Annotated in this window: 31 protein-coding genes; 7 read left to right on the forward strand and 24 right to left on the reverse strand. The window is 68.4% G+C overall.

Annotated features, from left to right (window positions below):
- The first annotated feature begins 22 nt into the window (after nt 1-22).
- Nucleotides 23-409, forward strand: a complete 387-nt coding sequence (locus ACGHX3_RS04390) for a glutaredoxin domain-containing protein (protein ID WP_162339158.1) — start codon at nt 23-25, stop codon at nt 407-409.
- Nucleotides 410-456: 47 nt separating this feature from the next.
- Here ACGHX3_RS04390 and ACGHX3_RS04395 read toward each other — a convergent pair whose 3' ends face one another.
- From ACGHX3_RS04395 to ACGHX3_RS04405, 3 genes are read right to left on the reverse strand one after another with little or no spacing between them, the layout of a single operon-like run.
- Nucleotides 457-1,455: an alpha/beta hydrolase family protein gene (locus ACGHX3_RS04395; protein ID WP_394696528.1), complete on the reverse strand. Its 999-nt coding sequence runs from the start codon at nt 1,453-1,455 to the stop codon at nt 457-459.
- A gap of 49 nt (nt 1,456-1,504) precedes the next feature.
- A complete protein-coding gene (locus ACGHX3_RS04400) occupies nt 1,505-1,726 on the reverse strand; it encodes a helix-turn-helix domain-containing protein (RefSeq protein ID WP_394696529.1) in 222 nt (73 codons plus the stop codon).
- Between the two features lies 1 nt (nt 1,727).
- A complete protein-coding gene (locus tag ACGHX3_RS04405) occupies nt 1,728-2,240 on the reverse strand; it encodes a DUF2975 domain-containing protein (RefSeq protein ID WP_394696530.1) in 513 nt (170 codons plus the stop codon).
- Nucleotides 2,241-2,505: 265 nt separating this feature from the next.
- Here ACGHX3_RS04405 and ACGHX3_RS04410 point away from each other — a divergent pair, with 265 nt between their 5' ends.
- A complete protein-coding gene (locus tag ACGHX3_RS04410) occupies nt 2,506-3,018 on the forward strand; it encodes a DUF6622 family protein (protein ID WP_394696531.1) in 513 nt (170 codons plus the stop codon).
- A gap of 111 nt (nt 3,019-3,129) precedes the next feature.
- Here ACGHX3_RS04410 and ACGHX3_RS04415 read toward each other — a convergent pair whose 3' ends face one another.
- Both ACGHX3_RS04415 and ACGHX3_RS04420 read right to left on the reverse strand, forming a co-directional pair.
- On the reverse strand, nt 3,130-4,644 hold the full coding sequence (locus ACGHX3_RS04415) for an acetyl-CoA hydrolase/transferase family protein (RefSeq protein ID WP_394696532.1): 1,515 nt from the start codon (nt 4,642-4,644) through the stop codon (nt 3,130-3,132).
- 94 nt (nt 4,645-4,738) lie between these two features.
- Nucleotides 4,739-5,284, reverse strand: coding sequence for a DNA-3-methyladenine glycosylase I (locus tag ACGHX3_RS04420; protein WP_394696533.1), 546 nt, complete (start codon nt 5,282-5,284; stop codon nt 4,739-4,741).
- A gap of 101 nt (nt 5,285-5,385) precedes the next feature.
- Here ACGHX3_RS04420 and ACGHX3_RS04425 point away from each other — a divergent pair, with 101 nt between their 5' ends.
- The 3 genes from ACGHX3_RS04425 (at nt 5,386) to ACGHX3_RS04435 (ending at nt 7,442) form a co-directional block, all read left to right on the forward strand.
- The gene (locus ACGHX3_RS04425) at nt 5,386-5,952 is read left to right on the forward strand and encodes a YqgE/AlgH family protein (protein WP_394696534.1); all 567 of its coding nucleotides are present in this window, start codon (nt 5,386-5,388) and stop codon (nt 5,950-5,952) included.
- Nucleotides 5,953-6,028: 76 nt separating this feature from the next.
- Entirely contained in the window at nt 6,029-6,478 is a 450-nt protein-coding gene (gene ruvX, locus ACGHX3_RS04430) for a Holliday junction resolvase RuvX (protein ID WP_162339166.1), read from the forward strand.
- A 19-nt stretch (nt 6,479-6,497) separates the two neighbouring features.
- Complete coding sequence (locus tag ACGHX3_RS04435; protein ID WP_394696535.1) at nt 6,498-7,442, forward strand: aspartate carbamoyltransferase catalytic subunit; 945 nt, start codon at nt 6,498-6,500, stop codon at nt 7,440-7,442.
- 88 nt (nt 7,443-7,530) lie between these two features.
- Here ACGHX3_RS04435 and ACGHX3_RS04440 read toward each other — a convergent pair whose 3' ends face one another.
- The 19 genes from ACGHX3_RS04440 to ACGHX3_RS04530 all read right to left on the reverse strand — a co-directional run bounded on the left by ACGHX3_RS04440 (nt 7,531) and on the right by ACGHX3_RS04530 (nt 23,938).
- Complete coding sequence (locus ACGHX3_RS04440) at nt 7,531-9,090, reverse strand: diguanylate cyclase (RefSeq protein ID WP_394696536.1); 1,560 nt, start codon at nt 9,088-9,090, stop codon at nt 7,531-7,533.
- Between the two features lie 144 nt (nt 9,091-9,234).
- Nucleotides 9,235-9,513 carry a hypothetical protein gene (locus ACGHX3_RS04445; RefSeq protein WP_394696537.1) on the reverse strand — a complete coding sequence of 93 codons (279 nt, stop codon included), beginning with the start codon at nt 9,511-9,513 and terminating at the stop codon, nt 9,235-9,237.
- A gap of 3 nt (nt 9,514-9,516) precedes the next feature.
- Nucleotides 9,517-10,320 carry a prolyl oligopeptidase family serine peptidase gene (locus ACGHX3_RS04450; protein ID WP_394696538.1) on the reverse strand — a complete coding sequence of 268 codons (804 nt, stop codon included), beginning with the start codon at nt 10,318-10,320 and terminating at the stop codon, nt 9,517-9,519.
- 76 nt (nt 10,321-10,396) lie between these two features.
- Nucleotides 10,397-11,248 (reverse strand): DNA ligase, encoded by an 852-nt coding sequence (locus ACGHX3_RS04455; RefSeq protein ID WP_394696539.1) that lies wholly within the window; start codon nt 11,246-11,248, stop codon nt 10,397-10,399.
- A 159-nt stretch (nt 11,249-11,407) separates the two neighbouring features.
- Entirely contained in the window at nt 11,408-11,665 is a 258-nt protein-coding gene (locus tag ACGHX3_RS04460; RefSeq protein ID WP_394696540.1) for a DUF1294 domain-containing protein, read from the reverse strand.
- Nucleotides 11,650-12,018, reverse strand: a complete 369-nt coding sequence (locus ACGHX3_RS04465) for a cold-shock protein (protein WP_394696541.1) — start codon at nt 12,016-12,018, stop codon at nt 11,650-11,652. Before ACGHX3_RS04465 ends, ACGHX3_RS04460 begins: the two co-directional genes overlap by 16 nt.
- Nucleotides 12,019-12,030: 12 nt before the next feature.
- The gene (gene mgtE / locus ACGHX3_RS04470) at nt 12,031-13,392 is read right to left on the reverse strand and encodes a magnesium transporter (RefSeq protein WP_162339172.1); all 1,362 of its coding nucleotides are present in this window, start codon (nt 13,390-13,392) and stop codon (nt 12,031-12,033) included.
- Between the two features lie 222 nt (nt 13,393-13,614).
- Nucleotides 13,615-15,336, reverse strand: a complete 1,722-nt coding sequence (ptsP, locus tag ACGHX3_RS04475; protein WP_394696542.1) for a phosphoenolpyruvate--protein phosphotransferase — start codon at nt 15,334-15,336, stop codon at nt 13,615-13,617.
- Nucleotides 15,337-15,605: 269 nt separating this feature from the next.
- A complete protein-coding gene (locus ACGHX3_RS04480; protein WP_313928646.1) occupies nt 15,606-15,872 on the reverse strand; it encodes an HPr family phosphocarrier protein in 267 nt (88 codons plus the stop codon).
- The gene (locus ACGHX3_RS04485) at nt 15,865-16,257 is read right to left on the reverse strand and encodes a PTS sugar transporter subunit IIA (RefSeq protein ID WP_162339175.1); all 393 of its coding nucleotides are present in this window, start codon (nt 16,255-16,257) and stop codon (nt 15,865-15,867) included. The genes ACGHX3_RS04480 and ACGHX3_RS04485 overlap by 8 nt, the downstream gene beginning before the upstream one ends.
- Nucleotides 16,258-16,428: 171 nt before the next feature.
- Nucleotides 16,429-17,346 carry an RNase adapter RapZ gene (gene rapZ, locus ACGHX3_RS04490; RefSeq protein ID WP_394696543.1) on the reverse strand — a complete coding sequence of 306 codons (918 nt, stop codon included), beginning with the start codon at nt 17,344-17,346 and terminating at the stop codon, nt 16,429-16,431.
- Nucleotides 17,343-18,293: an HPr(Ser) kinase/phosphatase gene (gene hprK / locus ACGHX3_RS04495; RefSeq protein WP_162339190.1), complete on the reverse strand. Its 951-nt coding sequence runs from the start codon at nt 18,291-18,293 to the stop codon at nt 17,343-17,345. The genes rapZ and hprK overlap by 4 nt, the downstream gene beginning before the upstream one ends.
- A gap of 218 nt (nt 18,294-18,511) precedes the next feature.
- Nucleotides 18,512-18,832, reverse strand: a complete 321-nt coding sequence (gene hpf, locus ACGHX3_RS04500; RefSeq protein ID WP_162339176.1) for a ribosome hibernation-promoting factor, HPF/YfiA family — start codon at nt 18,830-18,832, stop codon at nt 18,512-18,514.
- 258 nt (nt 18,833-19,090) lie between these two features.
- Entirely contained in the window at nt 19,091-20,527 is a 1,437-nt protein-coding gene (locus tag ACGHX3_RS04505) for an RNA polymerase factor sigma-54 (RefSeq protein WP_394696544.1), read from the reverse strand.
- Nucleotides 20,528-20,573: 46 nt separating this feature from the next.
- Nucleotides 20,574-21,293, reverse strand: a complete 720-nt coding sequence (gene lptB / locus ACGHX3_RS04510; protein ID WP_213600917.1) for an LPS export ABC transporter ATP-binding protein — start codon at nt 21,291-21,293, stop codon at nt 20,574-20,576.
- Nucleotides 21,293-21,802 (reverse strand): lipopolysaccharide transport periplasmic protein LptA, encoded by a 510-nt coding sequence (gene lptA / locus ACGHX3_RS04515; protein ID WP_162339179.1) that lies wholly within the window; start codon nt 21,800-21,802, stop codon nt 21,293-21,295. The genes lptB and lptA overlap by 1 nt, the downstream gene beginning before the upstream one ends.
- Entirely contained in the window at nt 21,780-22,343 is a 564-nt protein-coding gene (gene lptC / locus ACGHX3_RS04520; RefSeq protein WP_313928641.1) for an LPS export ABC transporter periplasmic protein LptC, read from the reverse strand. The genes lptA and lptC overlap by 23 nt, the downstream gene beginning before the upstream one ends.
- On the reverse strand, nt 22,340-22,885 hold the full coding sequence (locus ACGHX3_RS04525; RefSeq protein WP_394696545.1) for a KdsC family phosphatase: 546 nt from the start codon (nt 22,883-22,885) through the stop codon (nt 22,340-22,342). The genes lptC and ACGHX3_RS04525 overlap by 4 nt, the downstream gene beginning before the upstream one ends.
- Nucleotides 22,886-22,933: 48 nt before the next feature.
- Entirely contained in the window at nt 22,934-23,938 is a 1,005-nt protein-coding gene (locus ACGHX3_RS04530; protein WP_394696546.1) for a KpsF/GutQ family sugar-phosphate isomerase, read from the reverse strand.
- Between the two features lie 53 nt (nt 23,939-23,991).
- On the opposite strand from ACGHX3_RS04530, the gene ACGHX3_RS04535 reads away from it, so the two are divergent.
- Entirely contained in the window at nt 23,992-24,225 is a 234-nt protein-coding gene (locus ACGHX3_RS04535) for a BolA family protein (protein WP_313928639.1), read from the forward strand.
- Nucleotides 24,226-24,250: 25 nt separating this feature from the next.
- Nucleotides 24,251-25,867 carry a DUF4034 domain-containing protein gene (locus ACGHX3_RS04540; protein WP_394696547.1) on the forward strand — a complete coding sequence of 539 codons (1,617 nt, stop codon included), beginning with the start codon at nt 24,251-24,253 and terminating at the stop codon, nt 25,865-25,867.
- The last annotated feature ends 41 nt before the right edge of the window (nt 25,868-25,908 follow it).

The raw sequence follows: 25,908 nt of genomic DNA on the forward strand, positions 1-25,908 counted from the left end.
AGCAACCCTTCATGGAGGAAGCATGTCGCGTACGTTTCTTGTTCTGGTCGCTGTGCTGGTGGCGTTGGGCGGCGGCCATCATGCCTACAAGCGCATCAAGGCGGGATTGGAGTCTTCGATGATGGAGACCGCCATCGTCGCCTCGTCCCGCAATACCGTGGTGGTCTACGGTCGCGACGGATGCGGCTACACCCGGCAGATGCTCGCCTCCCTGCGGAGCCGCAATATCCCGGTGACCTACGTCGACCTCGATCTTGCCCATGCCAGCAGCGCGTTCCACGAGCGGTTCGATGGCACGGGGTTGGCGGGTCCCCGCGGCTACGCGCTTCCTGTCGTCGAAGTGGACGGGGAGGTCAGCATGCGGCCGACGCCCGATGTCGTGGCGTACCACTTCCAGACCCGGGACTGATCCGACACGCCTCACGGTTCGCGCCCCGGCGTATCCGGCGGCGAGCGCTACTCTGCGCCGTGTTCCACCGGCTCCGCCTGCCTGAACCAGGCCAGGATTTCCGCGTGCGCAGCGCGACGGTTCTGGCGCAGGCCATGGTCGTCGCCGGCGTAGACCACCAGCTTGTGCGGGCGATCGAGCTGGTGGAGGCGCGCGGCCATCGCGCGGGAATCCTCGACGCTGACGCGGTCGTCGGCATCGCCATGCAGCAGCAGTACCGGCAACCGGGCGGGCAGTTGCTCGGCCCAGTGCAGCGCCGAGCGCGCCCGCAACGCACCCTGCGGATCGTCGGCATAGCCGGGAATGCGGGCTCGGTAGACGCGCTCCATGCCGGGTCGCCAGGCCAGCCTGGCGGCAAGATCGGTGGGGCCGGCGATCGTCGCCATCGCGGCGATGTCGGAGCGGCGACGCGCCACCAGGTAGCTGGTCATCGCACCGCGACTCTGGCCCAGCAGGAACACGCGGTTGCGGTCCACGCCGGGCAGCGTCCGTGCCAGGTCGATCAGGCGCATGACGTCGTCCACGTCCTGCCCCCCGAATTCGTCCGCATCGCGGTACTGGCTGGCCACCACCACATGGCCCGCCTTGGCCAGCGGCAACAGGGCCTGGAACAGCTGCAAGCCGTCGAGCCGGCCAAAGGCGCCGTTGCCTCCCCGGTTGTAGACCAGCAAGGGCAGCGCGCCCGCCGCCGTGTCGGCTTTCGGACGCACGAGGTAGCCGGCCACGACGTGGTCGCCGCTGGCATACGTGATGACGTGGCAGTCGAATGCCGAGCGTGCGAAGTCGAATGCCTTGACGGGCACCACCGACGCCAACTGTTCCCGCGACACCGCAGGAGCATCGGCGCGGCCGACGATGGAGGCCAGCCAGCTCTCGTAGTCCGGTGTCTGCTCGAAGCAGTCGGCGTGCGAGAGGAAGGTGGCGGGTGGATCGCCGGGTGGTGCGGCAAGCGCGGGTGCGAACGGGGCGGACAACAGGGCGAGCGCGATCATCAGCGTGCGGGACATGCAGCGGATCTCTCTGTGGAAGAGGGAGGGCGAAGGTGGCCGGCGCGTGTCAGTCGTCGTCGGCCAGCGACGGGTCACGCGCCAGCAGGTCGCCCGGCTGGCAGTCCAGCGCTTCGCAGATCGCCTCGAGGGTGGAGAACCGGATGGCCTTGGCCTTCCCGGTCTTGAGGATGGACAGGTTGGCCAGGGTGATGTCGATGCGCGAGGACAGCTCGGTGAGTGTCATGCGGCGCGCATGCAGCAGGTCATCGAGTCGGACGACGATGGCCATGTCAGATGGTCCCTTCCAGGTCGCTCCGCAGGCGTGCGCCGTGCGCGAACACGCCCGACAACACGAACAGCAGCAGCACCGCCAGCCAGGGCGTCGGCGACAGTCCGGTCATCCTGCCGGGGAGCGACGCGACTTCCGAGATCGCCAGCACCGCCAACCGCATCAGCTCGATCGCCAGCACGCTCCAGGCGATCGCGTTCAGGCGCTGTGCGTTGGGAAGGATGAACGCATCGCCGGCGCGCACGCTGTCGACGATCGCCACCAGGCGCCGGAGGACCGTATGCACGATCAACGCGCATACGATGCCGATGACCATGATCGCGCGCAGCCCGAGCGGTGCCTGCGGATGCATGGTGGCCAGATCGAAACCCAGCGGTTTCCAGGGCCAGTCGGCCACGAAGAAGCTGGCGCAGAGCAGGCAGGTGATCGTCGCGGCGTACAGCACGTTCAGCACCGTGAGTCCCTGCAGCAAGGGACGGGCGACGGTCAGGGCGCGGGCAGGCATGCGGTTCATGGGAGTCTCCGGTAAGTGTGTTGTTAAACGATATATGTAATATCGAAAAACAATAAATATGCTGAAGGTCATGGCCGTGTCCCGCGGGTAGGGCGGCTACATAGCGGCAGCGGTCCCGGCGTCCCCGTGAGGCAGCCGACAACGGACGAATGCCTGACACACGACCTCCGGCACCCGAAAGTGCTGACTTCCGGCACCTCAGTTGCCTGGACGCGGGTCGGATGATGGTTCAGCCCGACGCGGTGTCGGAATCCAGGAACCTCCAGTGATCACGCAGATCCTTACGCACACCCCGCTCTGGGTTTTCGGCCTGTTCTTCGGCCTGGTCTACCTCGGTTGCGTGCAGAGCCGGACGCGGCAGGTCTCGCGTAGCCGACTCATCGTGTTGCCGATCGCGATGCTGGGGTGGTCGTTGTACTCGGTGTGGTCGACGTTCGATACGCATCTCACCGCGCTGGCCGCGTGGGCCTGCGCATGGGGCACCGTCGTTGCCATCGGCCTCGCTCGTGGACCCTCGCGCACCGCGTCCTACGACGCGGCGACCGCGCAGTTCACGGTGGCCGGCAGTTGGCTGCCGCTGGCGCTGATGATGGGCATCTTCTTCTTCAAGTACGCGGTGGCGGTCGCCCATGCGGTCAAGCCGGGCGTCCTCGACACGACGATGGCGGTGGCCGTGGTGTCCGCGACCTACGGACTTTTCAGCGGACTGTTCATGGCGCGTGCCGTGCGGGTGCTGGGCGTGATGAGGCAGCAGCGGCTGATCGAGCGTAGCGCCTGACGATGACGATGTAGGATGGGTGGAGCGCAGCGATACCCATCGTTGTTGACTCGCCAATTTCCCGTGATGGGTATCGCCTTCGGCTCCACCCATCCTACGAAAGCTGCTGGTTCAGGCTTCCATGCTGCCGGTCTCCAGCCAACGCTGGTGCCACGACAGTGCTTCCGTCAGCAGGTGCGGGGTGTGCTTGCCGTAGCTGTGCTGCAGGGCGCGGTCGAAGTAATCCTGCAGCGCGTCGCGATAGTCCGGATGCGCGCAGTTGGCGATCAGCAGGCGGGCGCGCTGCTTGGGCGTGAGGCCGCGCAGGTCGGCCAGGCCCTGTTCGGTGACGATGACCGAAACGTCGTGTTCGGTGTGGTCCACGTGGCTGACCATCGGCACCAGCGCCGAGATGCTGCCGCCCTTGGCGGTGCTGGGGCTCAGGAATACCGACATGAACCCGTTGCGGGCGAAGTCGCCCGAGCCGCCGATGCCGTTCTGGATGCGGCTGCCCATCACATGGGTGGAATTGACGTTGCCATACAGGTCGGCCTCGATCATCCCGTTCATGCCGATGCAGCCCAGGCGGCGCACCAGCTCCGGATGGTTCGACATCTCCTGCGTGCGCAGGATGATGCGCTCGCGGTAGAAGGCGATGTCGCGCTTGAACGCCTCGTTCGCCTCCGGACTGAGCGCGAAGCCCGTGCACGAGGCGACGTCCAGCACGCCATCCCGCAGCAGGTCGAGCATGCCGTCCTGGATGACCTCGGTGAAGGCGGTCAGTCCACGGAAGCCGCTTTTCGCCAGCCCGGCCAGCACTGCATTGGGGATGTTGCCGACGCCGGACTGCAAGGGCAGCAGGTTGGGCGGCAGGCGGCCCTGCGTGACTTCGTGCTTGAGGAAGTCGATCAGGTGCGCGGCGATGCGCTCGCTGGTGCCGTCGATGGGCGTGAACGGACTGTTGCGGTCGGGACCGTGCGTGCGGACCACCGCGACGATCTTGTCCGGGTCGCAGCGCAGCGCGGTGTCGCCGATGCGGTCGCGCACGTGCTCCAGCGGGATCGGCTTGCGGTGCGGCGGCAGCGCCGTGCCGTAGTAGATGTCGTGCATCCCCTCGATGTCGGCGGGCTGCCAGTCGTTGACTTCGACGATGACCTTCTTCGCCAGGTCCAGCCAGGTCTTGTTGTTGCCGACCGAGGTGGAGGGCACCAGCGTGCCGTCTTCGCGGATGGCGGAGACCTCGATCACCGCGGTGTCGATGGGGCCGTAGAAGCCGAACCACACATGCTGCGCCACATGGCTCAGGTGGATGTCGATGTAATCCAGCGTGCCGTCGTTGATGCGCTTGCGTGCGTCGGGGTCGCTCTGGAACGGCATGCGCAGCGCGATGGCATCGGCCTTGGCGAGGGCGCCATCCAGTTCCGGTGCCGTCGACGCACCGGTCATCAGCTTGATCTGGAACGGCACGCCGGCCGCATGCGCCTGTTCGATGCGCGTCGCCAGCGCCAACGGCACCGCCTTGGGATAGCCGGAGCCGGTGAAGCCGCTCATGGCGACCGTCTCGCCGGGCTGGATGAGGCTGGCGGCATGCTCGGCGCTGGTCACGCGGTCGCGCAGGCCGGCATGGCGGATACGGTCTTCGTGCATCGTAAGGAGCATCGGGTTTGGCGAAACGCGCATTATCGCCCGTGGGGCGGCGCGGCAGGATACGACCATCGTGGCGCGCGCGGATTGCGCCGGATCAATGCTCCCCGGCGGCCATCCACGGCGGGCGCTGCTTCGCCGCGCGCTTGAAGGCCGGGCAGTCCTCGCGGTGCGCGCCGGGCAGATAGCCCAGGCTCATCAGGAACTCGTTGGTGATCTCGCCGCCGGTGAAACGGAAGGTCTTCTTGAACAGCGTGATCCAGTCGGTCTTCGGCAGTGGATGGTGCGCGTCGAGCCAGGCGGCGAAGCTGCCGTGGCTGCCGCGCAACTGCTGGATGACCTGCGCGTTGTGGATGGCGGCCTCGACCTTCAGGCGGTTGCGGATGATGCCCGGGTCGGCCAGCAGGCGGGCACGCTCCTTGTCGCCGTAGCGGGCGACCTTGTCCACGTCGAACCCGCTGTACGCGGCGCGGAAGCCCTCGCGCTTCTTCAGCATGGTTTCCCAGCTCAGGCCGGCCTGGTTGATCTCCAGCAGCAGGCGTTCGAACAGCACGGCCTCCTCGCGTTGCGGAAAGCCGTATTCGCGGTCGTGGTAGGGGCCGTGCAGCGGATGGCCGGGGGCAATGTCGCAATAGCCTGACATGGGCGCGTGCCTGGAAAGGGAAGGCCGATTCTAGGACGGGTTGCGGACAGGAACGGTCCGCACAGGCGCGGCCCATGCGGGGCCGGGCTAGAATGGTGCCCATGCAAGACGTCGCCACGCCCTTGGCCAACCAGCTGCTGATCGCCTCGCCGGCGCTGTCCGATCCCCATTTCGCCCGCGCGGTCGCCCTGATCTGCCAGCACGACGACGAAGGCGCCATGGGCGTGGTCGTCAATCGCCCGTCCGAGTACACGCTGGGCGAGGTGCTGCGGCAGATGAACCTGGCCTCGCACGATCCCCGGCTCGACGACCAGGTCGTGCTGGCCGGCGGGCCGGTGCATCCAGAGCGTGGCTTCGTGTTGCACGACAGCGGCCACGCCTGGGAATCCACGCTGGAAGTCGCCAGCGGCCTGTACCTGACCACCTCGCGCGACATCCTTGAAGCGATGGCCGTCGGCGAGGGGCCGGCGCATGCCGTGGTGGCACTGGGCTGTGCGGGCTGGGGCGCAGGCCAGCTGGAGTACGAACTGGGCGAGAACAGCTGGCTGACCGCACCGGCGGACGCCGAACTGCTGTTCACCGTGCCGCTGGAACAGCGCTGGCAGACGGCCGGCCAGCGGATCGGCGTGGACATGACCCGGCTGACGGACTACAGCGGCCACGCATGAATCCGCGCCCGCCGACGCCGTGTCCACGGACGCCGTCGCAGGATGGCGCAGACCGCATCGAACGGAGGCACTGGGCATGAAGCTGGATGGCACCGTACTGGGATTCGACGTGGGCGCCCGCCGCATCGGCGTGGCCGTGGGCAGCGCGTTCGGTACCGGCGCACGCGCGCTGGCGGTGATCGACGTGCACGGTCACGGCCCCGACTGGCCGGCGATCGACAAGCTGCATGCGGAATGGAAGCCGGACGGTCTGGTCGTCGGCGACCCGATGACGCTGGAGGGCGGCGACCAGCCGAACCGCAAGCGCGCCCACGCCTTCGCCCGCGAGCTGCGCACGCGCTACCAGTTGCCGGTGGTGCTGGTGGACGAGCGCACCAGTTCCGTCGAAGCCGCGGAACGTTTCGCGCTGGACCGCGCCGAAGGCCGCAAGCGCCGTCGCGATGCCGCCGCGCTCGACGCCGTTGCGGCCGCCGTCATCATCGAACGCTGGCTGGCCGCGCCCCAGGACGCGACCCAGCTGACCTGATCACCCTCGACCACGCCCCATGACCCCACAACTCGATTCCGACGGACGCCTGCGCCACCTCCTAACCCTCGACGGCCTGCCGCGCGACACGCTGTGCCGCCTGATCGACCGCGCCGGCCAGATCCGCGACGCCGCGCTCGGCCGCACGCCGCGCCGGCAGGTGCTCGACGGCACCACGGTCTGCACGCTGTTCTTCGAACCGTCCACGCGTACGCGCAGTTCGTTCCACATCGCCGCGCAGCGGCTGGGCGCGGACGTGCTGAACTTCGATGCGTCCACCTCGTCGACCCGCAAGGGCGAGACCGCGCGCGACACGCTGCGCAATCTCGAAGCGATGGGCGTGCGTGGCTTCATCGTCCGCCATGCCGACGACGGCGCGGTCGCCGCGCTGGCCGCCGAGGCGGGCGAGGGCACGGCACTGATCAATGCCGGCGACGGCCGCAGCGCGCATCCCACCCAGGGCCTGCTGGACGTGCTGACGATCCGCCAGGTCAAGGGCGCCGACTTCTCGCGCCTGAAGGTCCTGATGGTGGGCGACGTGAACCACTCGCGCGTGGCGCGCTCGGACCTGCATGCGCTGCGCACGCTGGGCGCGGGCGAGATCCGCGTGTGCGGGCCGACCTCGCTGCTGCCCGACGACGGCACGCTGGCCGGTTGCGTGACCGGGCAGGACTTCGACGCGATGCTCGACGGCGTCGACGTGGTGATGATGCTGCGCCTGCAGCGCGAGCGCATGGAGGAAGGCCTGGTGTCCTCGCTGGAGGACTACCACCGCGACTACGGCCTGACCACCACCCGCCTGAAGCGTGCTGCGAAGGACGCGGTGGTGCTGCACCCCGGACCGATCAATCGTGGTGTCGAGATCACCGACGAGGTGGCCGACGGCCCGCAATCGCTCGTGCTGCGCCAGGTCAGCAACGGCGTCGCCATCCGCATGGCGGTGCTGGAGATGCTGCTGGGCTGAGGGGGACGCCAGCCGAGTACGCTGTAGGAGGGTCTTCAGGCCCGACGCATTCCGGTCGGCCCTGAAGGGCCTCCTACCGATGCCAGGCTCACTCCGGTGCGGCGACCACCCGGTTTTTTCCGGCCTGCTTGGCCTGGTACATGGCGCGGTCGGCGCGGGCCAGCAGTTCGTCCTGCGATTCGCCCGGCTGCCAGCGCGCCACGCCGGCGCTGAAGGTCACCAGGATGCCGCGGCCTTCGTAGACGAGGGGCTTGTGCGCCAGCCGGTCGCGCAGGCGCTCCAGCGTGCCCATCGCTTCGAGGAAGCTGGTTTCCGGCAACAGCAGCACGAACTCCTCGCCGCCGAAGCGTGCAACGGCATCGGTGGCGCGCAACGTGGCGCGCGCCAGCGTCACGACGTGGCACAAGGCCGCGTCGCCGCCGAGGTGGCCGTGCGCGGCGTTGATGTGGCGGAAATCGTCGAGGTCCAGCAGCGCCAGTGTCAGCGTCTGGCCACTGCGCAGCGCACGCACCGATTCGCGCTTGAACAGTTCGTCGAAGCCGCGGCGGTTCAGCGCCTCCGTCAGCTGGTCCACACGCACCAGTTCGGAGACGGACTGCAGTTCCTGCTCCAGGTTCATCACCCGGCGTTCGGCGTCCTCCACCTCGCGGCGCGCCTCCATCAGACTGTCGCGCGCGCGCAGCGCCTGTGCCTGCACCTGCGCGGTGTCTTCCAGGATGTCCTCCATCCGCTTGCCCAGCTCGGCGATGCTGCGACTGTCGCGCACGGCCTGCGCGTGGAAGCTGATGCGGTCGTGGTACTCGCCGGTGCTGTTGGCCATGCCGTCGAGACGCTCGACGAAGGTCACCATCATCTCCTTCATCGAGGCTTTCGACTCGGCCAAGCCCTGTTTCAGCAGGCCCTGCTTGTAGATGACTTCGCGCAGGCCGGCGCGGGTCTGCTCCAGCGCGGTGCGGTCGAGCGGTCCGGCGAGCAACTGGCGCACGGCACCGATCTGGTCCTGCAGCCAGCTGCCGTCCTCGATCAGTTCGCCGACGTTCTCCAGCAGCAGGTCGAACAGGCTGCGCATCAACTCCTGCGCGTCGTCCACTTCGTGCGAGCGCTGGCTCACCTGCTGGCAGAGGTCCCGCAGGTCGGTGCCGAGCTCGCCGATGGGCTGGTTGGCCTGCCATTGCCGCACGCGGTCCGCCAGGGCATGCGCCTGCGGAAGCAGCGCGCCGTCGTCGCGCAGCAACTGTTCCATGCCGCCGACGAGCAGGTGGTGCAACAGGTCGCGCAACTGCTCGGCTTCGCCCGCCAGCGGCTCGTCCTGAATGGTGCGGATGTACTTGTCGATGAGTTGGCGCAGCGCGCGGCCGTAGCGCGGCCAGTCCTTGTCGGCCTGCGCGGACTGCAGGCGTTCGCCCATGCCGTGCAGTTCGCCCGGCAGGCCGGCGACGCCGTCGGCAAACGCGGACAGCAGGGCGCCCGGCTCCTCGGCGTGCGCGAACAGCGCCTGCAGCTGCGCGCTGCTGATCGCCGGATGCGGGCCGGCCGCCCGGGTCGTGGCGAGCTCGCGCGAGGCCGACGCGCCGCCGTCGCGGCGACGTGCCCACAGCCGGCGGAAGCCGCCAGTAACACCGGAGTTGTCGTCGGCCACGTCAGCCATTCGCGTCGCTCTCACAGCCATGGGCGGATGCCCGTCGGCCACCAGGGGATGCCGGGTTATCGGCCGCCCTGGGCGCAGGTTGAGGACCCGGTGGCCCGACCACCGGTGTACGCGCCGGAAGCGTGATGCAGGACCCGCGGCGGGTCAGGCGGCGTCCGGGGGGAACCGGGCCAGGGCTTCTTCGATGATGGTCAACTGGGCCATGGCTTCCTCGTTGCCTGCCGTGGCTGCGGCGCGGACCTGGTCCAGCGAGGGGTGCGAGACGATCAGCAGCAGGTTGCCGCATGCCGGGCAGGCGTAGTCGGTGACGGCGTCGTGCAGTTCCATGGCCATCGCGCGAGTGTCGCCGTGCCAATCGCAAGGACATGCCAAAGCGCGCTCGCGCCACCCGGCGGTGAAATAGTCGGAAACGAGTTCGGACATCGCTCAGTGCCCGCGGCGCTGCGCGAACAGCCAGTCCCACATCGGCGCGTAGGCGTAGGTCGCGTCCCAGCTGTTGTGATTGGCGTCCGGGAATTCGGTGTAGCGCGCGTCGCGCGCACCCGCTGCCTTCAGGGCGGCCTCCATGCGGCGCGACTGCGACGGCGGTACCACGTTGTCCTGGCCGCCGTGGAAGATCCACACCGGTACCTCCTTCAGGCGCTGCGCGGCGGCGGCGAATGGATCGGCCGCGTCGCCGACGCTGTGCACGCGCAGGCCCGGGCGCGTATCGGTCCAGTCGACGGTGATGCCGCCGCAGACCGGCACCAGCGCAGCGAAGCGGGTGGGCTGCTGCATCGCCAGTTCCCACGTGCCGTAACCGCCCATCGACATGCCGGTCAGCGAAACCCGGTCCGGATCGCCGTTGAACTCGCGTATCGCCGCGTCCAGCGTGGCGAAGGCGATCGGGCCGGCCGACTCGGTCCACTCGGTGTCGTCCGGTGCCTGCGGAAACACCACCACGGCCGGGAACGTATCCGCATGCTGGCGCAGGTAGGGTCCCAGGCCTGCCATCGTCTGCTTCACCCCGTCGCTGCCGCGCTCGCCGGAGCCGTTGAGGAACAGCACCACCGGCGGCTTGCCGTTGCGGAAGCGGGCGGCGGGCACGAACACCTGGTAGCGGTACGCCTTGCCTTCCAGCGTGATCTCGCGCGAGACGAATTCGCCGGTCGGGTTCATGGGGGAGGTCGTGGTGCAGGCGGTCATCAGGATCAGCAGCAGGCCCAGGCAGGTGGTGGCGAGAGAGCGCATGGCGGTCGCGGTCCGAGGGTAACGGGCGGCAGCATACCCCGTCGCGTGGCGGACGGCGCCACATCGATCCTCTGCGTCAGCGCGCAGTATCGGGAAGCGGCATCTCGTCGCGCATCCGCATGAACCGGGCGAACCGCGGCAATCCTTTCGATGTCAGGCCGTTGTAGCGGTAGGTGAGCCATGCACCCAGCGGTGGCGGCGCGGCCCGCTGCGCATCGGTGAAGCCGGTGCCGATGCGGAAACTTCGCCCGTCCGGCATGCGTACCTGCAGTGCGCCCATCATGCCTTCGTACTTGCCTTTGCCGGGCAGGTGAGCGACGACCTGCGCCTCCGCGTCCTCATGCGGCTTGTACTTCAGCAGGTCCTCGCTGCGCCCGGCGCGATAGCGGGCGGTTCGCCGATGCAGCATGAGCCCTTCGCCCCCGGCGGCGACCACGCGGGCAAGCTCCGCGTCCAGCGCCGCGGCGGTATCGAAGCGTCGTTGCGGAATCGCCTGCAGGTGCGTGTTGCCTGCGGCGGACGTGATGGAGCGCATGCGTACGACGCGCTCGGCGAACGGTCCCGGATGCATCGGCAGGTCGAAGACCATGAAACGCATGTCGCGCCAGGCCTGCGTGTCGGTGCCGACGCGGCGTACGAGGGCGCTGATGTCGTCGAAGCGGCCACGCGCGATCCACAGTTCGCCCTCCATCGGCTCGACCGGCCAGCCGCGCGTGAAGGTCGGCGGCGCCGCGATCCTTGCGCCGCCGCGGGTCCACAGTGCCCGGCCATCCCAACGGGCACGCACGCCGTCCAGCTTCTCGCTGACCAGGAAGGTGTCGACGGGGACGCCTTCGCGATAGGTGGTCGCCAGCATCGGATCGGGCGGCGGTGCCGACAGGACGGGGAAGATCAGCAGGCACAGCAGGGCGGTGAGCAGCAGACGCATGGCGGCGGACCGGGCCGGAGGGACTTCAGCGTCGCGCGTGCGATCGAACGCGGGGATCGGCGCATGCCGCGGCCGTGCGTAGGAAGTGCCCGACGCGGCGTCGCGCATCAGAAACTCGTTATCGGATCGCCGATGAGCAAGCGCACGACGATGGCGGGCTCAACGCCGCGTCCACAGCCACGCACCCAGAGCGGCAACGTGCAGCAGCACCATCGTCCAGAAGGCGACACGGTAGCCGGGCTTGCGCGACTTGTGGCGCAGCGTCTGCTGCGCGACCCACGCGCCGGGCCAGCCGCCGAGCAGTTCCAGAAGATGCAGCGTCGTCTCCTGCGTGCGCCAGCGGCCCGTCTGCGCGGCGTGCTTGTCCAGCGCGTAGACCACGTAAGTGATCGCCGACAGGATCATCGGCAGGAACATCGCCTCGGCCGGCAGTCGGCCTGCGCGGATCCCCAAGCGATCAGCAGTGCGTAGGCGAGGACGGCCACCGCGCCCGGGACGACCGATGGCGGCCGCGAAGGACCGCGTGCAGGCGTCGCCGGACTGGCGCGGCGCACGGCGGGAACCGTCCGTTGCACCGCCTGCGCCCGCCACTTGCCGTCGGGCTGGCGTTGCGCCCTGAACTTCACCAGCTCGCCGACCTCGGGCCGGCGGCCATCCAGCCGGTAGTCGCGGACGTGGAAGAACACGCGGGTGGGTTCGCCATCGAGCGGCGCGATGAAGCCGAAGCCACGGTCGTCGTTCCACTCACTGACCTTGCCGAGTCGCTCCATCGATGGACGGCCTCAGTGCAGCAGGATCAGCGTGGCCAGGCCGAGGAAGCAGAAGAAGCCCATCACGTCGGTGACCGCGGTGACGACGACGGTGCCGGCGACGGCGGGATCGATGTTCATGCGCTTGAGCAGCAGCGGCAGCAGCACGCCGGCGGTGGCGGCCGCGCAGAAGTTGATGATCAGCGCCAGCGCGATCACCAGCGACAGCAGCGGGTTGCGGAACCACGCGAAGGCGATCACGCCGACGATGCCGCCAATCAGCAAGCCGTTGATCAGGGCGACGCGGATTTCCTTCCACAGCAGGATGCGGGCATTGCTGGAACCCACTTGTCCGAGCGCCAGGCCGCGCACCATCAGCGTCAGCACCTGCACCGCCGCGTTGCCGCCGATACCGGCGACGATGGGCATCAGCACCGCCAGCGCAACGATCTTCTCCAGCGTCACCTCGAACTGACCGATGACCGTCGCCGCCATGAACGCGGTGAACAGGTTGATGCCCAGCCACACCACGCGACCGCGCACGGCGCGTTTGACCGGCGAGAACAGGTCCTCGTCCTCGTCCAGACCGGCGGCGCCCAGCGCCTGGTGCTCGGCCTGCTCGCGGATGATGTCGACCACGTCGTCGATGGTGATGCGGCCGAGCAGGATGTTGTTGTCGTCCACGACCGGCGCCGACACCCAGTCGTGGTCGGAGAACTGGCGGGCCACTTCCTGCGCGCTCTCGCCCACGTCGATGGCCGGCTGCTCGTCGTCGATCAGCCGGTTGATCGGCGTGGTGTCCTCGTGCGTGACCAGCGCCGCGAGCGGCACGCGGCCCAGGTACTGGTGGCGGCGGCTGACCACGTACAGGTGATCGGTGTGGTCAGGCAGTTCGCCGCGCAGGCGCAGGTAGCGCAGCACCACGTCGACATTGACGTCGGCGCGCACGGTGACCACGTCCGGGTTCATCAGGCGGCCGGCGGTATCCTCCGCGTACGACAGCACCTGCTCCAGGCGCTCGCGGTTCTCGCGGTCCATCGACTTGAGGACTTCGTCGATGACGGTGTCGGGAAGATCCTCGACCAGGTCGGCGAGATCGTCGATGTCGAGGTCTTCGACCGCGGCGACGATCTCGTCGGTGTCCATGTCCGCCAGCAGGCTTTCGCGCACCTCGTCGCCGACGTGCACCAGCACCTCGCCGTCGTCCTCGGGATCGACCAGGCCCCAGACGACTTCGCGCTTGCCCGGCGGCAACGACTCGAGCAGGTTGCCGATCTCCGCGGGCGACAAGGTATTGACCAGCCGGCGCACGGGTCCCAGCCGACCGCTGTCGAGCGCGTCGGAGAGCAGGCGCAACTGGCGTGCGGTCTTGTCGTGGCGGATGGTCTCGACCATTCGGTACTCCGGAATGGGGCCGATCCGTCAGGCGGATGCGACCGGGGCATCAGGCGTTCATTGCGCCATTATCGCCCGGCCTGCGAGTTATGGACACCCTCTGTACAAGCCATCCGTACAAGACCCTATGCTGCTGTAGGAGCGCCCCATGGGCGCGATGCTTTTCCGCTTTCGTACCCAACGCAACAGCATCGCGCCCATGGGGCGCTCCTACAGGTGCTGTCAGCCCGCGACCGCCGCCTTCAACCAGCGCTCGATGCCGGCACGGTCGCGCGCCTGCAGCAGCTTGTCGGTGCGTGCCTGCAGGTCGCCGAAGTCGACATCACGGATGGCCTTGCGTACTTCCAGCAGCGTGGCCGGGTGCAGGCTGAACTCACGCAGGCCCAGCGCCAGCAGGATCGGTGCGAGCGCGGCGTCGCCGGCGATCTCGCCGCACATCGCCACGGGGATGTCGTGTTCGGCGCCGGTGCGGATCACGTGCCGCAGCAGCCGCAGCACACCCGGATGCAGCGGCGAATACAGCTCGCCCAACGCATCGTTGTTGCGGTCGGCCGCCAGCAGGTACTGCACCAGGTCGTTGGTGCCGATGGAGACGAAGTCGACCACGTCGACGAAGCCGTGCAGGGCGATCGCTGCGGCGGGTACTTCGATCATCGCGCCGAGTTCCAGCTGTACCGCGATCTCGTGGCCCTGCTTGCGCAGCTGCAGGGCGGCGCGTTGCAGCCGGCGACGCACTTCCAGCATCTCTTCGCGGCTGCTGACCATCGGCACCAGCACGCGCACCGGTCCGTAGTTCGACGCGCGCAGGATGGCGCGCAGCTGGGTGTCGAACACGCCGGGATGGGCCAGCGACAGGCGCACGCCGCGCACGCCGAGGGCGGGATTCTCTTCGTCGCCGACGACCAGGCCGGCACGGTCCGCCTTGTCGGCTCCCAGGTCGAGCGTGCGGATGGTCACCGGCCGTCCGCCCATGCCGAGCACGAGGTCGCGGTAGACCTGGAACTGCTGCTCCTCGCTGGGCAGCTCGCGCTGCTGCAGGAACAGGAACTCGGTGCGGTACAGGCCGACACCGGCGGCGCCGAGGGCGTGCGCGTTCGCCACGTCTTCCAGCGATTCCGCATTGGCCCACAGGGCGATGTCGATGCCGTCACGGGTGCGGCTGGGCTTGGAGCGCAGGCGTCCGAGTTCGCGCGCTTCCCTGGCGGCCTCGCGCAGGCGCTCGCGGTAGCGGCGCAGGTCGTCCGGGTCGGGATCGACCACCACTTCGCCGGTGGCGCCGTCCACCAGCAGCACGTCGCCGTCGTTGATCTTCTGCAGCGCCTGCGCGTTGCCTACCACCAGCGGCAGGTGCAGGCTGCGCGCGAGGATGGCGCTGTGCGACAGCGCGCTGCCGGCGGCAGTGACGACCGCGACCACACCGTGTTGCTGCAGTTCCGCCAGTTCCGATGGCGCCACGTTGTCGCTGACCAGGATCTCGCCGGCCACCGCGGGCGCGTCGGGCGCGCGCTGGTGCAGGTGCGCGTGGATGCGGCCGATCACATGGTCCAGGTCGTCCATGCGGCTCTTGAGGTAGGCGTCGTCCATGCCGTCGAAGACGGCGGCGAGCCGGTCGCGCTGCAGCCGGAGTGCATAGTCGGCCGTGTAACGGCCGGTACGGATCAGCTCGTCCAGGCCCTGCAGCAGTTCGGGATCGTCCAGCAGCAGGGCATGCAGGTCGAGGAACTCGCCGACCTCCTTGGCCAGCGCGCCGTGCAGGCGCGCGCGCAGGCTGTGCATCTCGGCGCGGGTGGCCTCGACGGCCGCGTGCAGGCGGCCGACTTCGTCGTCGATCTGATCGGGGCGAACGTGCTGCTCGGCGACCTCCAGCACATGCGGCAGGCGGACCCGGGCACGTCCGAGCGCACTGCCGCGCGAAGCCCCATGGCCCGGCAGCAGCGCCCGCATGTCAGGACTTCCCCATGCCATCGGGACGGGTCGCGCCGCCTCGGATAGCGTGCCGAGCAAGGAAGAGCGAGGAAGCGTATGTCGATACGCGACCGAGCGATGACGCCGCGCGGTGCGCTATCCGTGACGGCCCTTCGGGTTGCGCTTCCCCACGCCGCAGGCGTCCGCGCGCGGCTTGCACAGGCGCCCAGCCTGTGGCGGCGCCACTCACGAACACCTGCGGCGTGGGGAAACGCAACGCGGCCCGTCCCGATGGCATGCGGAAGTCCTTACTCCTCGTCGAATCGTCGCTCGAACAGCGACACGATTTCCTGCATGGCGGCTGCCTCGTCCTCGCCGTCGATGCGGACGATGACGGGCGTCCCCTGGCCGGCGGCGAGCAGCATGACGCCCATGATGCTCTTGGCGTTCACCTCGCGGCCCTTGGCCGCCAGCGTGGCATTGCAGCGGAAGCCGGACAGCGTCTGCACCAGCTTGGCGGTGGCGCGTGCGTGCAGCCCGAGGCGGTTGGAAATGATGAGTTCGCGTTCAAGCATCGTCGTGAATGACTCCATTGCGTGCGCCGGCCGCCGCAGTGGCAGGCAGGTCGTCCAGTCCCTGTTCCGGATAATTCATCACCCTCAGCAGCATGGGCAGGCTGAGCGCCGACACGCGGCGCACCGGTGTGCCCAGGCGGGCCAGCTTGCCGGCCAGGTTGCTGGGGCTGGCGCCGTACAGGTCGGTCAGCACCAGCACGCCATCGCCACCGTCCACGCGCCGTAACGCGGCCGATGCCTGCGGAAGCAGGACATCGAGGTCGGCGTCGAACGGCACCTCGAAGGCTTCCGCCTTCAGGGGCAGCTGTCGCAGCAGCGACGTGGCGACCGCCAGGATCGCCGCGCCCACGCCAGGATGAGTCACAAGAAGAATGCCACAGGCCATGCCGGAACGTTAACAGACGGGCATGACGGGCTGGAAGCGGCGCCGATGGAACGGTCAGGGTGACATGATGCGTCGCCACCGCGCCCCTGTACCGGAGCTTGCTTTGCTGCTCTGCCGCCCGAGTCTGCGGCGGGTGTCAGCCGAGCAAGCTCGGCTCTACGGAAGCGGGGATCAATCCAGCTCGCGATGGAAGGTCGCGACTTCTTCCCAACCCTGCTCGCGGGCATGCCGGGCCAGGGTTTCCGCCAGGTACACGGAGCGGTGCTTGCCGCCGGTGCAGCCGAAGGCGATGGTCACGTAGCTGCGGGTCTCGCCGCGCAGGCGGGGCAGCCAGGTATCGAGGAAGCCGCTGACCTGGCCCACGTATTCGGCCACGTCCGGCTGCGCGTCGAGAAACGCACGCACCTTCGGATCGCGGCCGGCGTACGGGCGCAGTTCCGGGTTCCAGTGCGGGTTGGGCAGCACACGCGCGTCGAACACGAAGTCCGCGTCCGCGGGCACGCCGCGCTTGTAGGCGAAGGACTCGAACAACAGCGACAGCTGCGTGCCCTTGTTGAGCGCGAACTCGGCGATGATCCGGCGGCGCAGCTGGTGCACGTTGAGCTGGCTGGTGTCGATGACGATATCCGCCTCGTCCCGCAGCGGCTGGACGATACCGCGTTCCTGGCGGATCGCCTCCTGCAGCGACAGGCCGCCGTGGCCCAGCGGGTGGCGGCGACGGGTGTCGGAGTAACGGCGCAGCAGCACGTCGTCGCCGGCATCGAAGAACACCAGTCGGCCTTCCAGCCCCAGCTGCGCCAGCGCGGCGCGCCACTGGGCGAGTTTCGACAGGTCGCTGTGGCGGCTGCGGACGTCGATGCCCACCGCGATCTTGGGCGGCAGTTCGTCCTCGCGGACCAGGCTGCGCACGAACGACGGCAGCAGGTCCACGGGCAGGTTGTCTACGCAGTAGTAGTCGAGGTCTTCGAACGTCTTCAACGCCACCGACTTGCCCGAGCCGGACAGGCCGCTGACGATCACCACCGTGGGCGTCGTGCCCGGGGCGTTCTCTTCGTGTGCGCGAGCGGAGTCGTCGCCGGCCTGGCTCATGGCGTGCTGCGCTCGAGCAGGTTGCTGTGGCGGGCGATGAACATCGCCGCCGGATCGATGCCCTTGGTGCGCAGGATGTGCAGGCGCGTGGCGGCTTCGGTCAGCACGGCCAGGTTGCGGCCGGGCATCACGGGCAGGGTGATCAGGGGAACGTCCAGGTCGAGCACGTGGCGCGTGCCGGAATCGCCGGTCAGCCGTTCGTAGCCGTGCGGATTGGGCTCGGTCATCGGGCGTGTGAGGTGGACGATCAGGCGCAGGTACTTGTTCTTCTTCACGGCCGTGTCGCCGAACATCTCGCGCACGTTGAGCACGCCCAGTCCACGCACTTCCAGCAGGTCCTGAAGCAGCTCGGGGCAGGTGCCGTCGAGCACGTCCGGCGCGATCTGGGTGAACTCCGGCGCATCGTCTGCGACCAGGCGATGGCCGCGGCTCAGCAGTTCCAGCGCCAGTTCGCTCTTGCCGGACCCGGCCTCGCCGGTGATCAGCACGCCGATGGAGTAGATCTCCATGAAGACACCGTGCAGCGTGACCCGCGGCGCCAGCGTGCGCGCCAGGTGGTAGGAAATATGGTTGAGCAGTTCGTGGCCGCGCTTGGGCGATCCCCACAACGGCGTGTCGTTCTCGTTGGCCGCTTCGCGCAGGTCCTCGGGGCAGGACTGGCTCTTGCTGATCACCAGCGCCAGCGGCTTGGCCTGCACGATCTTCTCGATCGTTTCCCAGCGCTGGCGGGAGTCGAGCGAATCCAGCCAGGTCAGTTCTTCCGTACCGAGGATCTGCACCTTGTTGGGGTAGACCGCGTTGAGGTAGCCGGCCAGCGAAGGGCGCCGGGACACGGTATCGCCGGACTCCAGCACGCGCTTCTCACCCTTCTGCCCGGCCAGCCAGCGCAGGGCCAGCTTGTCCTTCTGCTGATCGAACAGTTCACGGGCGGTGATGCTGGTATTCATCATGCGAAGGCAGCCGGCGGGAAGGGAGTGCTTCTCCGGACAGTGCGCGGATCGACGACACGGTGTCGGCACGATCCGTCCGGAGCGCAGTGAGGGCCAGTGTAATGTCCCTTCCGGGAGCGTGCGACCACGGATGCGCGGCGAGGACGCCGGGAGCGGGGATAGTCGTGCAGTGCGAGGGCCGCTCCGCGGCGCGAAGCGGCCCGTGGGGCGATGCGTCAGCCGATCAGTTCGCCGCGCATGCTGTGGCGCTGGACGTCGGTGCGCTTTTCCTTGTGCTTGACGAGCAGGCGGTCGAGCTTGTCGGCCAGGATGTCGATGGCCGCATACATCGTCTGCGCGCCGGCATCGGCATGCAGGGTGCGCCCGGACACGTTGACCGTGGCCTCGGCGAGATAATCGGGCTTGCGGGTTCCCAGTTGCGTACGGACTTCGCAGGGTTGCTCGAAGTGGCGCTCCAACCGCTTCAGTTTGGTTTCAACGTATTCGCGCAAGGCGGGAGTGACTTCGATTTCATGGCCGTAAGTCTCGATACGCATGTGTGCCTCCTTCTGGTCGGTAGAACCGCGCGCGTGGCGCGGAGAGCGTGTCATGTGACAACGCGGCAGGGGTCTGGGTTCCGGTCATCTCCTGTGTCGGCGGCAAGGGAAGGGCGAGGCCTTCGAGGACAAGATGGACCCGTCCGCGACAACTATCAACTGTTGTCGAGCAGAATTTTGCGTAGGGCGGTGCGGTGTTAGAAAAGCGTTTCGCGGGCGCGGAACGGAGTCACGGAACCGGTGCGACGCGGGGAGCGTTCAGCCGATGCGCACGCGCTCGTGGGACGACAGGATATGGAGGGCTTCGCGATATTTCGCGACGGTGCGGCGCGCCACCGGGATGCCGGACGCCTTGAGCAGGTCCGCGAGTTTGGCATCCGACAACGGCTTGCGTGGATTCTCGCCGTCGACCAGCCGACGGATCATGGCCTGGATCGCCGTGCTGGAGGCTTCGCCACCGCCCTCGGTGTCGATGCCGGACGCGAAGAAGGCGCGCATCGGCAGCGTGCCGCGCGGCGTGCGCACGTACTTGCGGGCGATGGCGCGCGACACGGTCGATTCGTGCAGGCCCACTTCCTCGGCAACGTCGCGCAGCGTCAGCGGACGCAGCGCCTGCTCGCCGAATTCCAGGAAGCCGGCCTGCTGGTGCAGCAGGCAGCGCATGACCTTCAGCAGCGTATCGCCACGGGCCTCGACGCTCTTGAGCAGCCAGCGCGCTTCCTGCAGTTGCGCCTTCAGGTAGCCGGCGTCGCTGTCGCCGCATTGCCGGATCATCTGCTCGTACCCGCGGTGGATGGTGATGCGGGGCAAGGTGTTGCCGGACAGTGCGGCGCGCCAGACACCGCGCTGGCGCCAGACCACGCAGTCCGGCACCACGTAGGTGTCGTGTGAGAGATCGCCGACCTGCGCGCCTGGCTTGGGATCGAGCGTGCGCAGCAGTTGCACGGCTTCCTCCACCTCGGCGACGGGGCGTCTCAGTTCCTGCGCGATGCCGGCCACGCCGCTGCGCGGCAGGCGCTCCAGTGCCGTATCGGCGATCTGCAGGGCCAGCGCCTTGCCGGGCGTGTCGTCGGCCAGCACCGCCAGTTGCAGGTGCAGGCATTCGCCGAGCGTGCGCGCGGCGACGCCGACGGGATCGAATCGCTGCACCTGGTGCAACACGACCAGCACCTCGTCCTCGCGCGCCTCGATGTCCGGACGCAGCGCCTGCACGATGCCGGACAGCGGCTCGCGCAGGTAGCCGTCGTCCTCCAGCGCGTCGATCAGGGTGGCGCCGATGCGGCGATCGCGCTCGGACAGATGCGAGAGATGCAGCTGCCACAGCAGATGGCCATGCAGCGTATCGGCTTCCGCCACGCGCTCGGCGGGACTGCCGCCGTCGTCATCGTCGAAGGAACCGCCGCTGCCGGACGTCGTCCAGGGCCCTTCGTCCGGTGACCAGTCGTCGCGGTCGTCGGCAGCCTCGCGCGCGACTTCCTGCGGCGGTTCGGCGGGGGGCTGGTCGTCGTCGCTGCCGCGGACCGGCGCCGGCTCGTCTTCGGGCTCGCTCCAGTCGAGCAGCGGATTGGTCTCGACCGCTTCGGTCAGTTCGATCTCGAGTTCGGCCGTGGACATCTGCAGCAGCCGGATGGCCTGACGCAACTGAGGCGTCATGACCAGCTGTTGTCCCAGCGATGTCTGCAGGCGTGGCTTCATTCCCGACCTTGGAAACCCATGTGGCGGCCAAGAGCCGCCGACGGGATCACAGGCGGAAGGTTTCGCCCAGATAGACCCGGCGTACGTCCGGATTGGCCAGCAACGCGTCCGGGGCCCCCTGCGCCAGAACGCTACCGGCATTGAGGATATACGCCCGGTCGCAGATTCCCAAGGTTTCGCGCACGTTGTGGTCGGTGATCAGCACGCCGATGCCGCGATCCTTGAGGTGCTTCACGATGCGCTGGATCTCGCCCACGGAGATCGGGTCGACGCCGGCGAAGGGTTCGTCCAGCAGCATCAGGCGCGGACGGGCGGCGAGGGCGCGCGCGATCTCCACGCGCCGGCGCTCGCCACCGGAGAGGCTGGCGCCGAGCTGGTCGGCCACGTGGGTGACCTGCAATTCGTCCAGCAGCGACGCCAGTTCGCGCTCGATGCCGGCGCTGTCCAGGTCGTCGCGCAGTTCCAGCACCAGGCGGATGTTGTCGGCCACGCTGAGCTTGCGGAACACCGAGGGTTCCTGCGGCAGATAGCCCACGCCGAGCTTGGCGCGCTGGTACATCGGCTCGGCGGTGATGTCCTGGCCGTCCAGTTCGATGCTGCCGGCATCGGCGGCCACCAGGCCGACGATCATGTAGAAGCAGGTGGTCTTGCCGGCACCGTTCGGGCCCAGCAGGCCGACCACTTCGCCCGGCTGCAGGGTCAGGCCGAAGTCGGCGACGACTTCGCGCTGTTTGTAGCGCTTGCGCAGTCCCTTCGCGGTCAGCATCAGTTCTTGCCCTGCGCGGGTTGCGCCGACTTGGGCTGGATGACGGTACGCACGCGGGTACCGTCGCCGCCGCTCTGCATGTTGCCGGTCTTGGTGTTGTAGACCATGCGCTGGCCGCTGTTGGAGCCGCGGTCGGACTTGACCGTGTAGTTGCCGATGAAGGTGATGGTCTCGGTCTTCATGTCGTACTCCACGCGGTCGGCCTGCGCATCCATCCAGGTGCCGTCGTCCATCTGCTGCTTCATCTTCACCTGCTTGCCGGTGAAGACCGAGCGCGAGACCTCGCCGTCGGCCATGTAGATCTCCGCTGCGGACGACTTGATCTCCAGCGTGCCCTGCGTCACCACCACGCCGCCGCCCAGCACGGTCTTGCCGCTGCCTTCCATGTTGCCGCTCTGGCTGCCGGAATCGATGGTCATGGCCTGGTTGCGGTCGCTGGCCTTGGCCATGGCGTCGGCGACGGGCAGCACGAGCAGCAGCGCAGCGCTAGCGAGCAGAACGCGGTTCATAGATCGATCTCACCTGGGATTTGAATGTGTATTCCTTGGTCTTGAGGTTGGTCTCAAAACCGCGCCCGGTCAGTCTAGAGCCGGGCTGGGTCACCGTCACCTCGTCGTCGGTCTGGGCGAGGTCGCGGTCGGGGAATACGTTGAGCGTCTCGGAGCGGAATTCCGCCTTGCGCGCGCTGCCGGCCGGGGAGATGCCGTGCACGTCGCCCTTCAGGCGCAGTTCCTCGCCCTTGGCGCTGAGCCAGCCGGTCTTCGCGCGCAACTCCCACGAACGGCCTTCCTCTTCCGGCAGCAGGAACAGCGGCGTGGTGATGGTGTAGGTCTCGTCCTGCGGATTGCGCGCCATCTCGGGAGCGCGCACGGCGACGGCCTCCTGGCCTTCCCCGTTCAACGCGATCATCTCGAAATCGCGCATCACATAGTCCGACCGGTCGGCGAGCACCTGGTTGGGCTCGGGGACGTCGCGGTTCTTCCACGCGGACCAGCCGCTTACGATGGCCGCGAGCAGCAGCACCAGCCCGAGCGTTGCACGCCAGCTCATGCGGTACCGCCTTCGAAGATCGGCGCATGGCCCTGCGAGCCGAGCAACAGGTCGCAGGCTTCGCGCGCGGCGCCCTGGCCGCCCGCGCGGCGCGTACGCCAGTGCGCATGCTGCGCTGTCCACGGGTGCGCGTCGGCTGGCGCGATCGCCAGGCCAACAGCGAGAAAGGGCGGCACGTCCGGCAGATCGTCGCCCATGAAGGCGACCTCGTCATGCCCGATGCCCAGGCCGGCCGCGAGTTCCTGCACCTTGGCCAGCTTGTCCTTGACGCCGGTGAAGACCTGCACGCCCAGTTCCCGACCTCGCGCCACGGCGACGGTGCCGCCGCGTGCGGTGACGAAGGCGACCTCGATGCCGGCGCGCTTCAGCAGCACCAGGCCCTGGCCGTCCTGCACATGGAATGCCTTCTGCTCGCGACCCTCGCTGTCGAGGAACAGGCGGCCGTCGGTGAGCGTCCCGTCCACGTCGAAACACGCCAGACGGATGCGTGCGGCACGGGCAAGCACGTCGTCGGTCAGGTCATGGAGATGGCGAAGGGGCATCGGGAGGCGGGAGGAAGGGAAGGAAGGGGGGGAGAGCAACCCGTGGGGTTACACCACGCGGGCACGCAACAGGTCGTGAATGTTGAGCGCGCCGACCGGGCGATGCTCGGCGTCCACCACGACCAGGCCGCTGATCTTGTGGGTTTCCATCAGCCGCGCCGCCTCGACAGCCAACTGGTCGGCACCGATGGTCCTGGGCGCGCGCGTCATCACCTCGGCGATGCGGGCGGTGCGGACGTCGAGCGCCGGATTGTCCAGCGTGCGGCGCAGGTCGCCGTCGGTGAACAACCCGGCCAGGCGGCCATCGGGTGCCACCACGGCGGTCATGCCCAGGCGCTTGCGGCTCATCTCCACCAGTGCTTCGCTCAGCGTCGCGCCAACGTCCACGCGAGGCACCTCGTCGCCCGCGTGCATCACATCGGTGATGTGCAGCAGCAGACGGCGGCCGAGGCTGCCGGCGGGGTGGGAGCGGGCGAAGTCGTCGGCAGTGAAGCCGCGCGCGTCCAGCAGCGCCACGGCCAGCGCATCGCCCATCGCCAGCGAGGCCGTGGTGCTGCTGGTCGGAGCGAGGTCCAGCGGGCAGGCCTCGGCCGGGACACTGACGTCGAGGTGGATGTCGCTCTCGCGCGCCAGCGTGGATTGCGGTCGGCCTGTCATGCCGATGACGGTATTGCCCTGGCGCTTGAGCACCGGCAGCAGCATCAGCACTTCGTCCGATTCGCCCGAATACGACAAGGCCAGCACCACATCGGCGTCGGTGATCATGCCCAGGTCGCCGTGCCCGGCTTCGCCCGGGTGCACGTAGAACGCGGGCGTGCCGGTCGAGGCCAGCGTCGCAGCGATCTTGCGGGCCACGTGCCCCGACTTGCCCATGCCGGTGCATACGACGCGGCCGTTGCCGGCCAGGATGGCCTGGCAGGCCGTGGCGAAGGTGCCGTCGATGCGGGCCGCCAGTGCGTCCAGCGCCCGCGCCTCGATCTCGATGACCCGACGGCCGCTGGCCGCCAGGCTGGCAGGCGAGACGGACGGGGTCAGGGGCTTCGGCTGGGGCATGCGGACAGGGCGCCGGCGGGTAGAATGGGCGGGTATTTTATTAGGAAAGCCCGTTGGACGCCGAAACCATCCGTAAACTGATCGAATCCGGCCTGCCGGGCGCCCGTGCCGACGTACAGGGCGACGATGGCGTCCATTTCGAGGCGACCGTGGTATCCGAGGCGTTCCGCGGCAAGCTGCCGCTGGCCCGGCACCGCATGGTCTACGCCACGCTGGGTGACCTGATGGGCGGGGCCATCCACGCATTGCAGTTGCGTACGCAGACGCCAGAAGAGACCGGCGCCTGATCCTTACCTCATCCGGGGCTCATCCATGGGATTGAAGCGGATCTGTGTCCTGCTGGGGATGTCGGGCGCCCTGATGGGGGCCGGGCTGGCGCAGGTCGACGCGACGGTGTTGCCGGCGATCCCGGACAAGGACGATGCGGCGATGTTCGTGGGCGTGCCCGATCCCTGGCGTGCCTACCTGCGCCAGGCGCGGCACGCCGAGCGCATGGAGGACCCGCTGCAGCGCTGCCTCGCCTTCCCCGACCTGCCGGTCAACCATTGGCCGGCAGGCCATGCGGCAGCGCATTGCCGGCACCACTTCGCTGTCCAGCGTCCGACCCTGGACGACATCGAGGGCATGGTTCAGCGCGGCGAGATGGCGAAGCTGGAGGACCTGTTCGGTGCCAGCCTGGCGCGTCACTACGCCGGTGAGCATTTCAGCGACGACATCCACGATACGTTCAACTATCTGCTCACGTCGGCGGCGAGTTCGGACCGTGTCGGCGTGCTGAGCGAGTCGTGGCTGCGGCAGGCGCCGGACAGCGCCTATGCGCACCTCGCGCGCGCCGCATACTTCAACGGCGCCGCCTGGAAGGCGCGGGGCGGCCAGTACGCCCCCGATACTCCGCGCGACAACATGCGGCGCATGAGTGCCTTCGTCGATCAGGCCATTCCGCACTTCGAGCAGGCGGTGGCGATCGAGCCCCGCCTCATCGCCGCCTATACCGGCATGATCGATGTCGGCATGCTCGACTCCCGGCCGGCATTGGAGGAGCGCGCGCGCCGCGCCGCCGAGTCACTCGACCCCGCATGCCCGGAATTGGCGAACGTGACCATGCGCTCACTCAAGCCCCGGTGGGGCGGCAGTTACCGGGACATGCTGGTCCACGCCGGCAAGCTGTCCGCACGGGTCACGCAGCGCCCACACCTCGCGATCTACCTGGCGCAGCCGTTGGGCGACCAGGGTGATCTGCTGTTGGCGCAGGATCCGGTGCCGGAGGCGGCGCTGGAAGCGCTGGAAGCGGCGATCGCGATGGGCAGCGACGAGGACGCGCTGAAGGATGCCGGCACGGCCGCGCGGAATGTACTGAGCGGACGGGAGGGGGCCGCCCGCCAACTTGCCTACTTTCTGCAGGCGAGCCGGTTCCGCAAGGTCGACGCCTGGACGGCGAGGGTGATCAGCTCGCTGCTGTTCTCCACGGAACCCGAGTGGAGCCTCGGGTATTCGCTGCAGTCGCTTGCGCTGGAACCCGACAACGCCAGTGCCCGCTTCTATGCGGGCGCCGCCTACCAGAACATGGCGCGGTATGACGATGCCGTGCGCGAGTTCGAGGTTTCGGCGGAGGATCCGGGCACGCGGCAGCAATCGCTGCGGGCGCTGGCCGAACTCCAGCTGTTTCGCACTCCCGGCGCCGGCGCACGCAAGGCCAATGCCGCGCGTGCGAAGCCCTACATCGACCGGATCAAGGCCGAATACCCCGATGACGCGCGCATCCCCGTGCTTGCGTTCTACCATGGTGTCATGGCCGAATCGTTGATCGACGAGGCGGATGTCCGGGCATTGCTGGCCAAGCTGGACCGCACCGATCCGTGGCAGGCGCAGCATGCCGAACGGCTCGACAGAATGCTCAAGCCACCTGCTGCCACGGACAAACGTCCATAGCGCGGCAGGCACTCCTCTCTCCTTTTCCAAGAACCGAACCA

The organism is Pseudoxanthomonas japonensis, from assembly GCF_043632995.1.
GTDB classification, from domain to species: Bacteria; Pseudomonadota; Gammaproteobacteria; order Xanthomonadales; family Xanthomonadaceae; genus Pseudoxanthomonas_A; species Pseudoxanthomonas_A japonensis.

What these genes read in the sequence shown, in the direction of transcription:
- ACGHX3_RS04390 (WP_162339158.1), top strand. Translation starts at nt 23, where the DNA reads ATGTCGCGTACGTTTCTTGTTCTGGTCGCTGTGCTGGTGGCGTTGGGC.
- ACGHX3_RS04395 (WP_394696528.1), bottom strand. Translation starts at nt 1,455, where the DNA reads ATGTCCCGCACGCTGATGATCGCGCTCGCCCTGTTGTCCGCCCCGTTC.
- ACGHX3_RS04400 (WP_394696529.1), bottom strand. Translation starts at nt 1,726, where the DNA reads ATGGCCATCGTCGTCCGACTCGATGACCTGCTGCATGCGCGCCGCATG.
- ACGHX3_RS04405 (WP_394696530.1), bottom strand. Translation starts at nt 2,240, where the DNA reads ATGAACCGCATGCCTGCCCGCGCCCTGACCGTCGCCCGTCCCTTGCTG.
- ACGHX3_RS04415 (WP_394696532.1), bottom strand. Translation starts at nt 4,644, where the DNA reads ATGCACGAAGACCGTATCCGCCATGCCGGCCTGCGCGACCGCGTGACC.
- ACGHX3_RS04420 (WP_394696533.1), bottom strand. Translation starts at nt 5,284, where the DNA reads ATGTCAGGCTATTGCGACATTGCCCCCGGCCATCCGCTGCACGGCCCC.
- ACGHX3_RS04425 (WP_394696534.1), top strand. Translation starts at nt 5,386, where the DNA reads ATGCAAGACGTCGCCACGCCCTTGGCCAACCAGCTGCTGATCGCCTCG.
- ruvX (WP_162339166.1), top strand. Translation starts at nt 6,029, where the DNA reads ATGAAGCTGGATGGCACCGTACTGGGATTCGACGTGGGCGCCCGCCGC.
- ACGHX3_RS04435 (WP_394696535.1), top strand. Translation starts at nt 6,498, where the DNA reads ATGACCCCACAACTCGATTCCGACGGACGCCTGCGCCACCTCCTAACC.
- ACGHX3_RS04440 (WP_394696536.1), bottom strand. Translation starts at nt 9,090, where the DNA reads ATGGCTGACGTGGCCGACGACAACTCCGGTGTTACTGGCGGCTTCCGC.
- ACGHX3_RS04445 (WP_394696537.1), bottom strand. Translation starts at nt 9,513, where the DNA reads ATGTCCGAACTCGTTTCCGACTATTTCACCGCCGGGTGGCGCGAGCGC.
- ACGHX3_RS04450 (WP_394696538.1), bottom strand. Translation starts at nt 10,320, where the DNA reads ATGCGCTCTCTCGCCACCACCTGCCTGGGCCTGCTGCTGATCCTGATG.
- ACGHX3_RS04455 (WP_394696539.1), bottom strand. Translation starts at nt 11,248, where the DNA reads ATGCGTCTGCTGCTCACCGCCCTGCTGTGCCTGCTGATCTTCCCCGTC.
- ACGHX3_RS04460 (WP_394696540.1), bottom strand. Translation starts at nt 11,665, where the DNA reads ATGTTCCTGCCGATGATCCTGTCGGCGATCACTTACGTGGTCTACGCG.
- ACGHX3_RS04465 (WP_394696541.1), bottom strand. Translation starts at nt 12,018, where the DNA reads ATGGAGCGACTCGGCAAGGTCAGTGAGTGGAACGACGACCGTGGCTTC.
- mgtE (WP_162339172.1), bottom strand. Translation starts at nt 13,392, where the DNA reads ATGGTCGAGACCATCCGCCACGACAAGACCGCACGCCAGTTGCGCCTG.
- ptsP (WP_394696542.1), bottom strand. Translation starts at nt 15,336, where the DNA reads ATGCGGGCGCTGCTGCCGGGCCATGGGGCTTCGCGCGGCAGTGCGCTC.
- ACGHX3_RS04480 (WP_313928646.1), bottom strand. Translation starts at nt 15,872, where the DNA reads ATGCTTGAACGCGAACTCATCATTTCCAACCGCCTCGGGCTGCACGCA.
- ACGHX3_RS04485 (WP_162339175.1), bottom strand. Translation starts at nt 16,257, where the DNA reads ATGGCCTGTGGCATTCTTCTTGTGACTCATCCTGGCGTGGGCGCGGCG.
- rapZ (WP_394696543.1), bottom strand. Translation starts at nt 17,346, where the DNA reads ATGAGCCAGGCCGGCGACGACTCCGCTCGCGCACACGAAGAGAACGCC.
- hprK (WP_162339190.1), bottom strand. Translation starts at nt 18,293, where the DNA reads ATGAATACCAGCATCACCGCCCGTGAACTGTTCGATCAGCAGAAGGAC.
- hpf (WP_162339176.1), bottom strand. Translation starts at nt 18,832, where the DNA reads ATGCGTATCGAGACTTACGGCCATGAAATCGAAGTCACTCCCGCCTTG.
- ACGHX3_RS04505 (WP_394696544.1), bottom strand. Translation starts at nt 20,527, where the DNA reads ATGAAGCCACGCCTGCAGACATCGCTGGGACAACAGCTGGTCATGACG.
- lptB (WP_213600917.1), bottom strand. Translation starts at nt 21,293, where the DNA reads ATGCTGACCGCGAAGGGACTGCGCAAGCGCTACAAACAGCGCGAAGTC.
- lptA (WP_162339179.1), bottom strand. Translation starts at nt 21,802, where the DNA reads ATGAACCGCGTTCTGCTCGCTAGCGCTGCGCTGCTGCTCGTGCTGCCC.
- lptC (WP_313928641.1), bottom strand. Translation starts at nt 22,343, where the DNA reads ATGAGCTGGCGTGCAACGCTCGGGCTGGTGCTGCTGCTCGCGGCCATC.
- ACGHX3_RS04525 (WP_394696545.1), bottom strand. Translation starts at nt 22,885, where the DNA reads ATGCCCCTTCGCCATCTCCATGACCTGACCGACGACGTGCTTGCCCGT.
- ACGHX3_RS04530 (WP_394696546.1), bottom strand. Translation starts at nt 23,938, where the DNA reads ATGCCCCAGCCGAAGCCCCTGACCCCGTCCGTCTCGCCTGCCAGCCTG.
- ACGHX3_RS04540 (WP_394696547.1), top strand. Translation starts at nt 24,251, where the DNA reads ATGGGATTGAAGCGGATCTGTGTCCTGCTGGGGATGTCGGGCGCCCTG.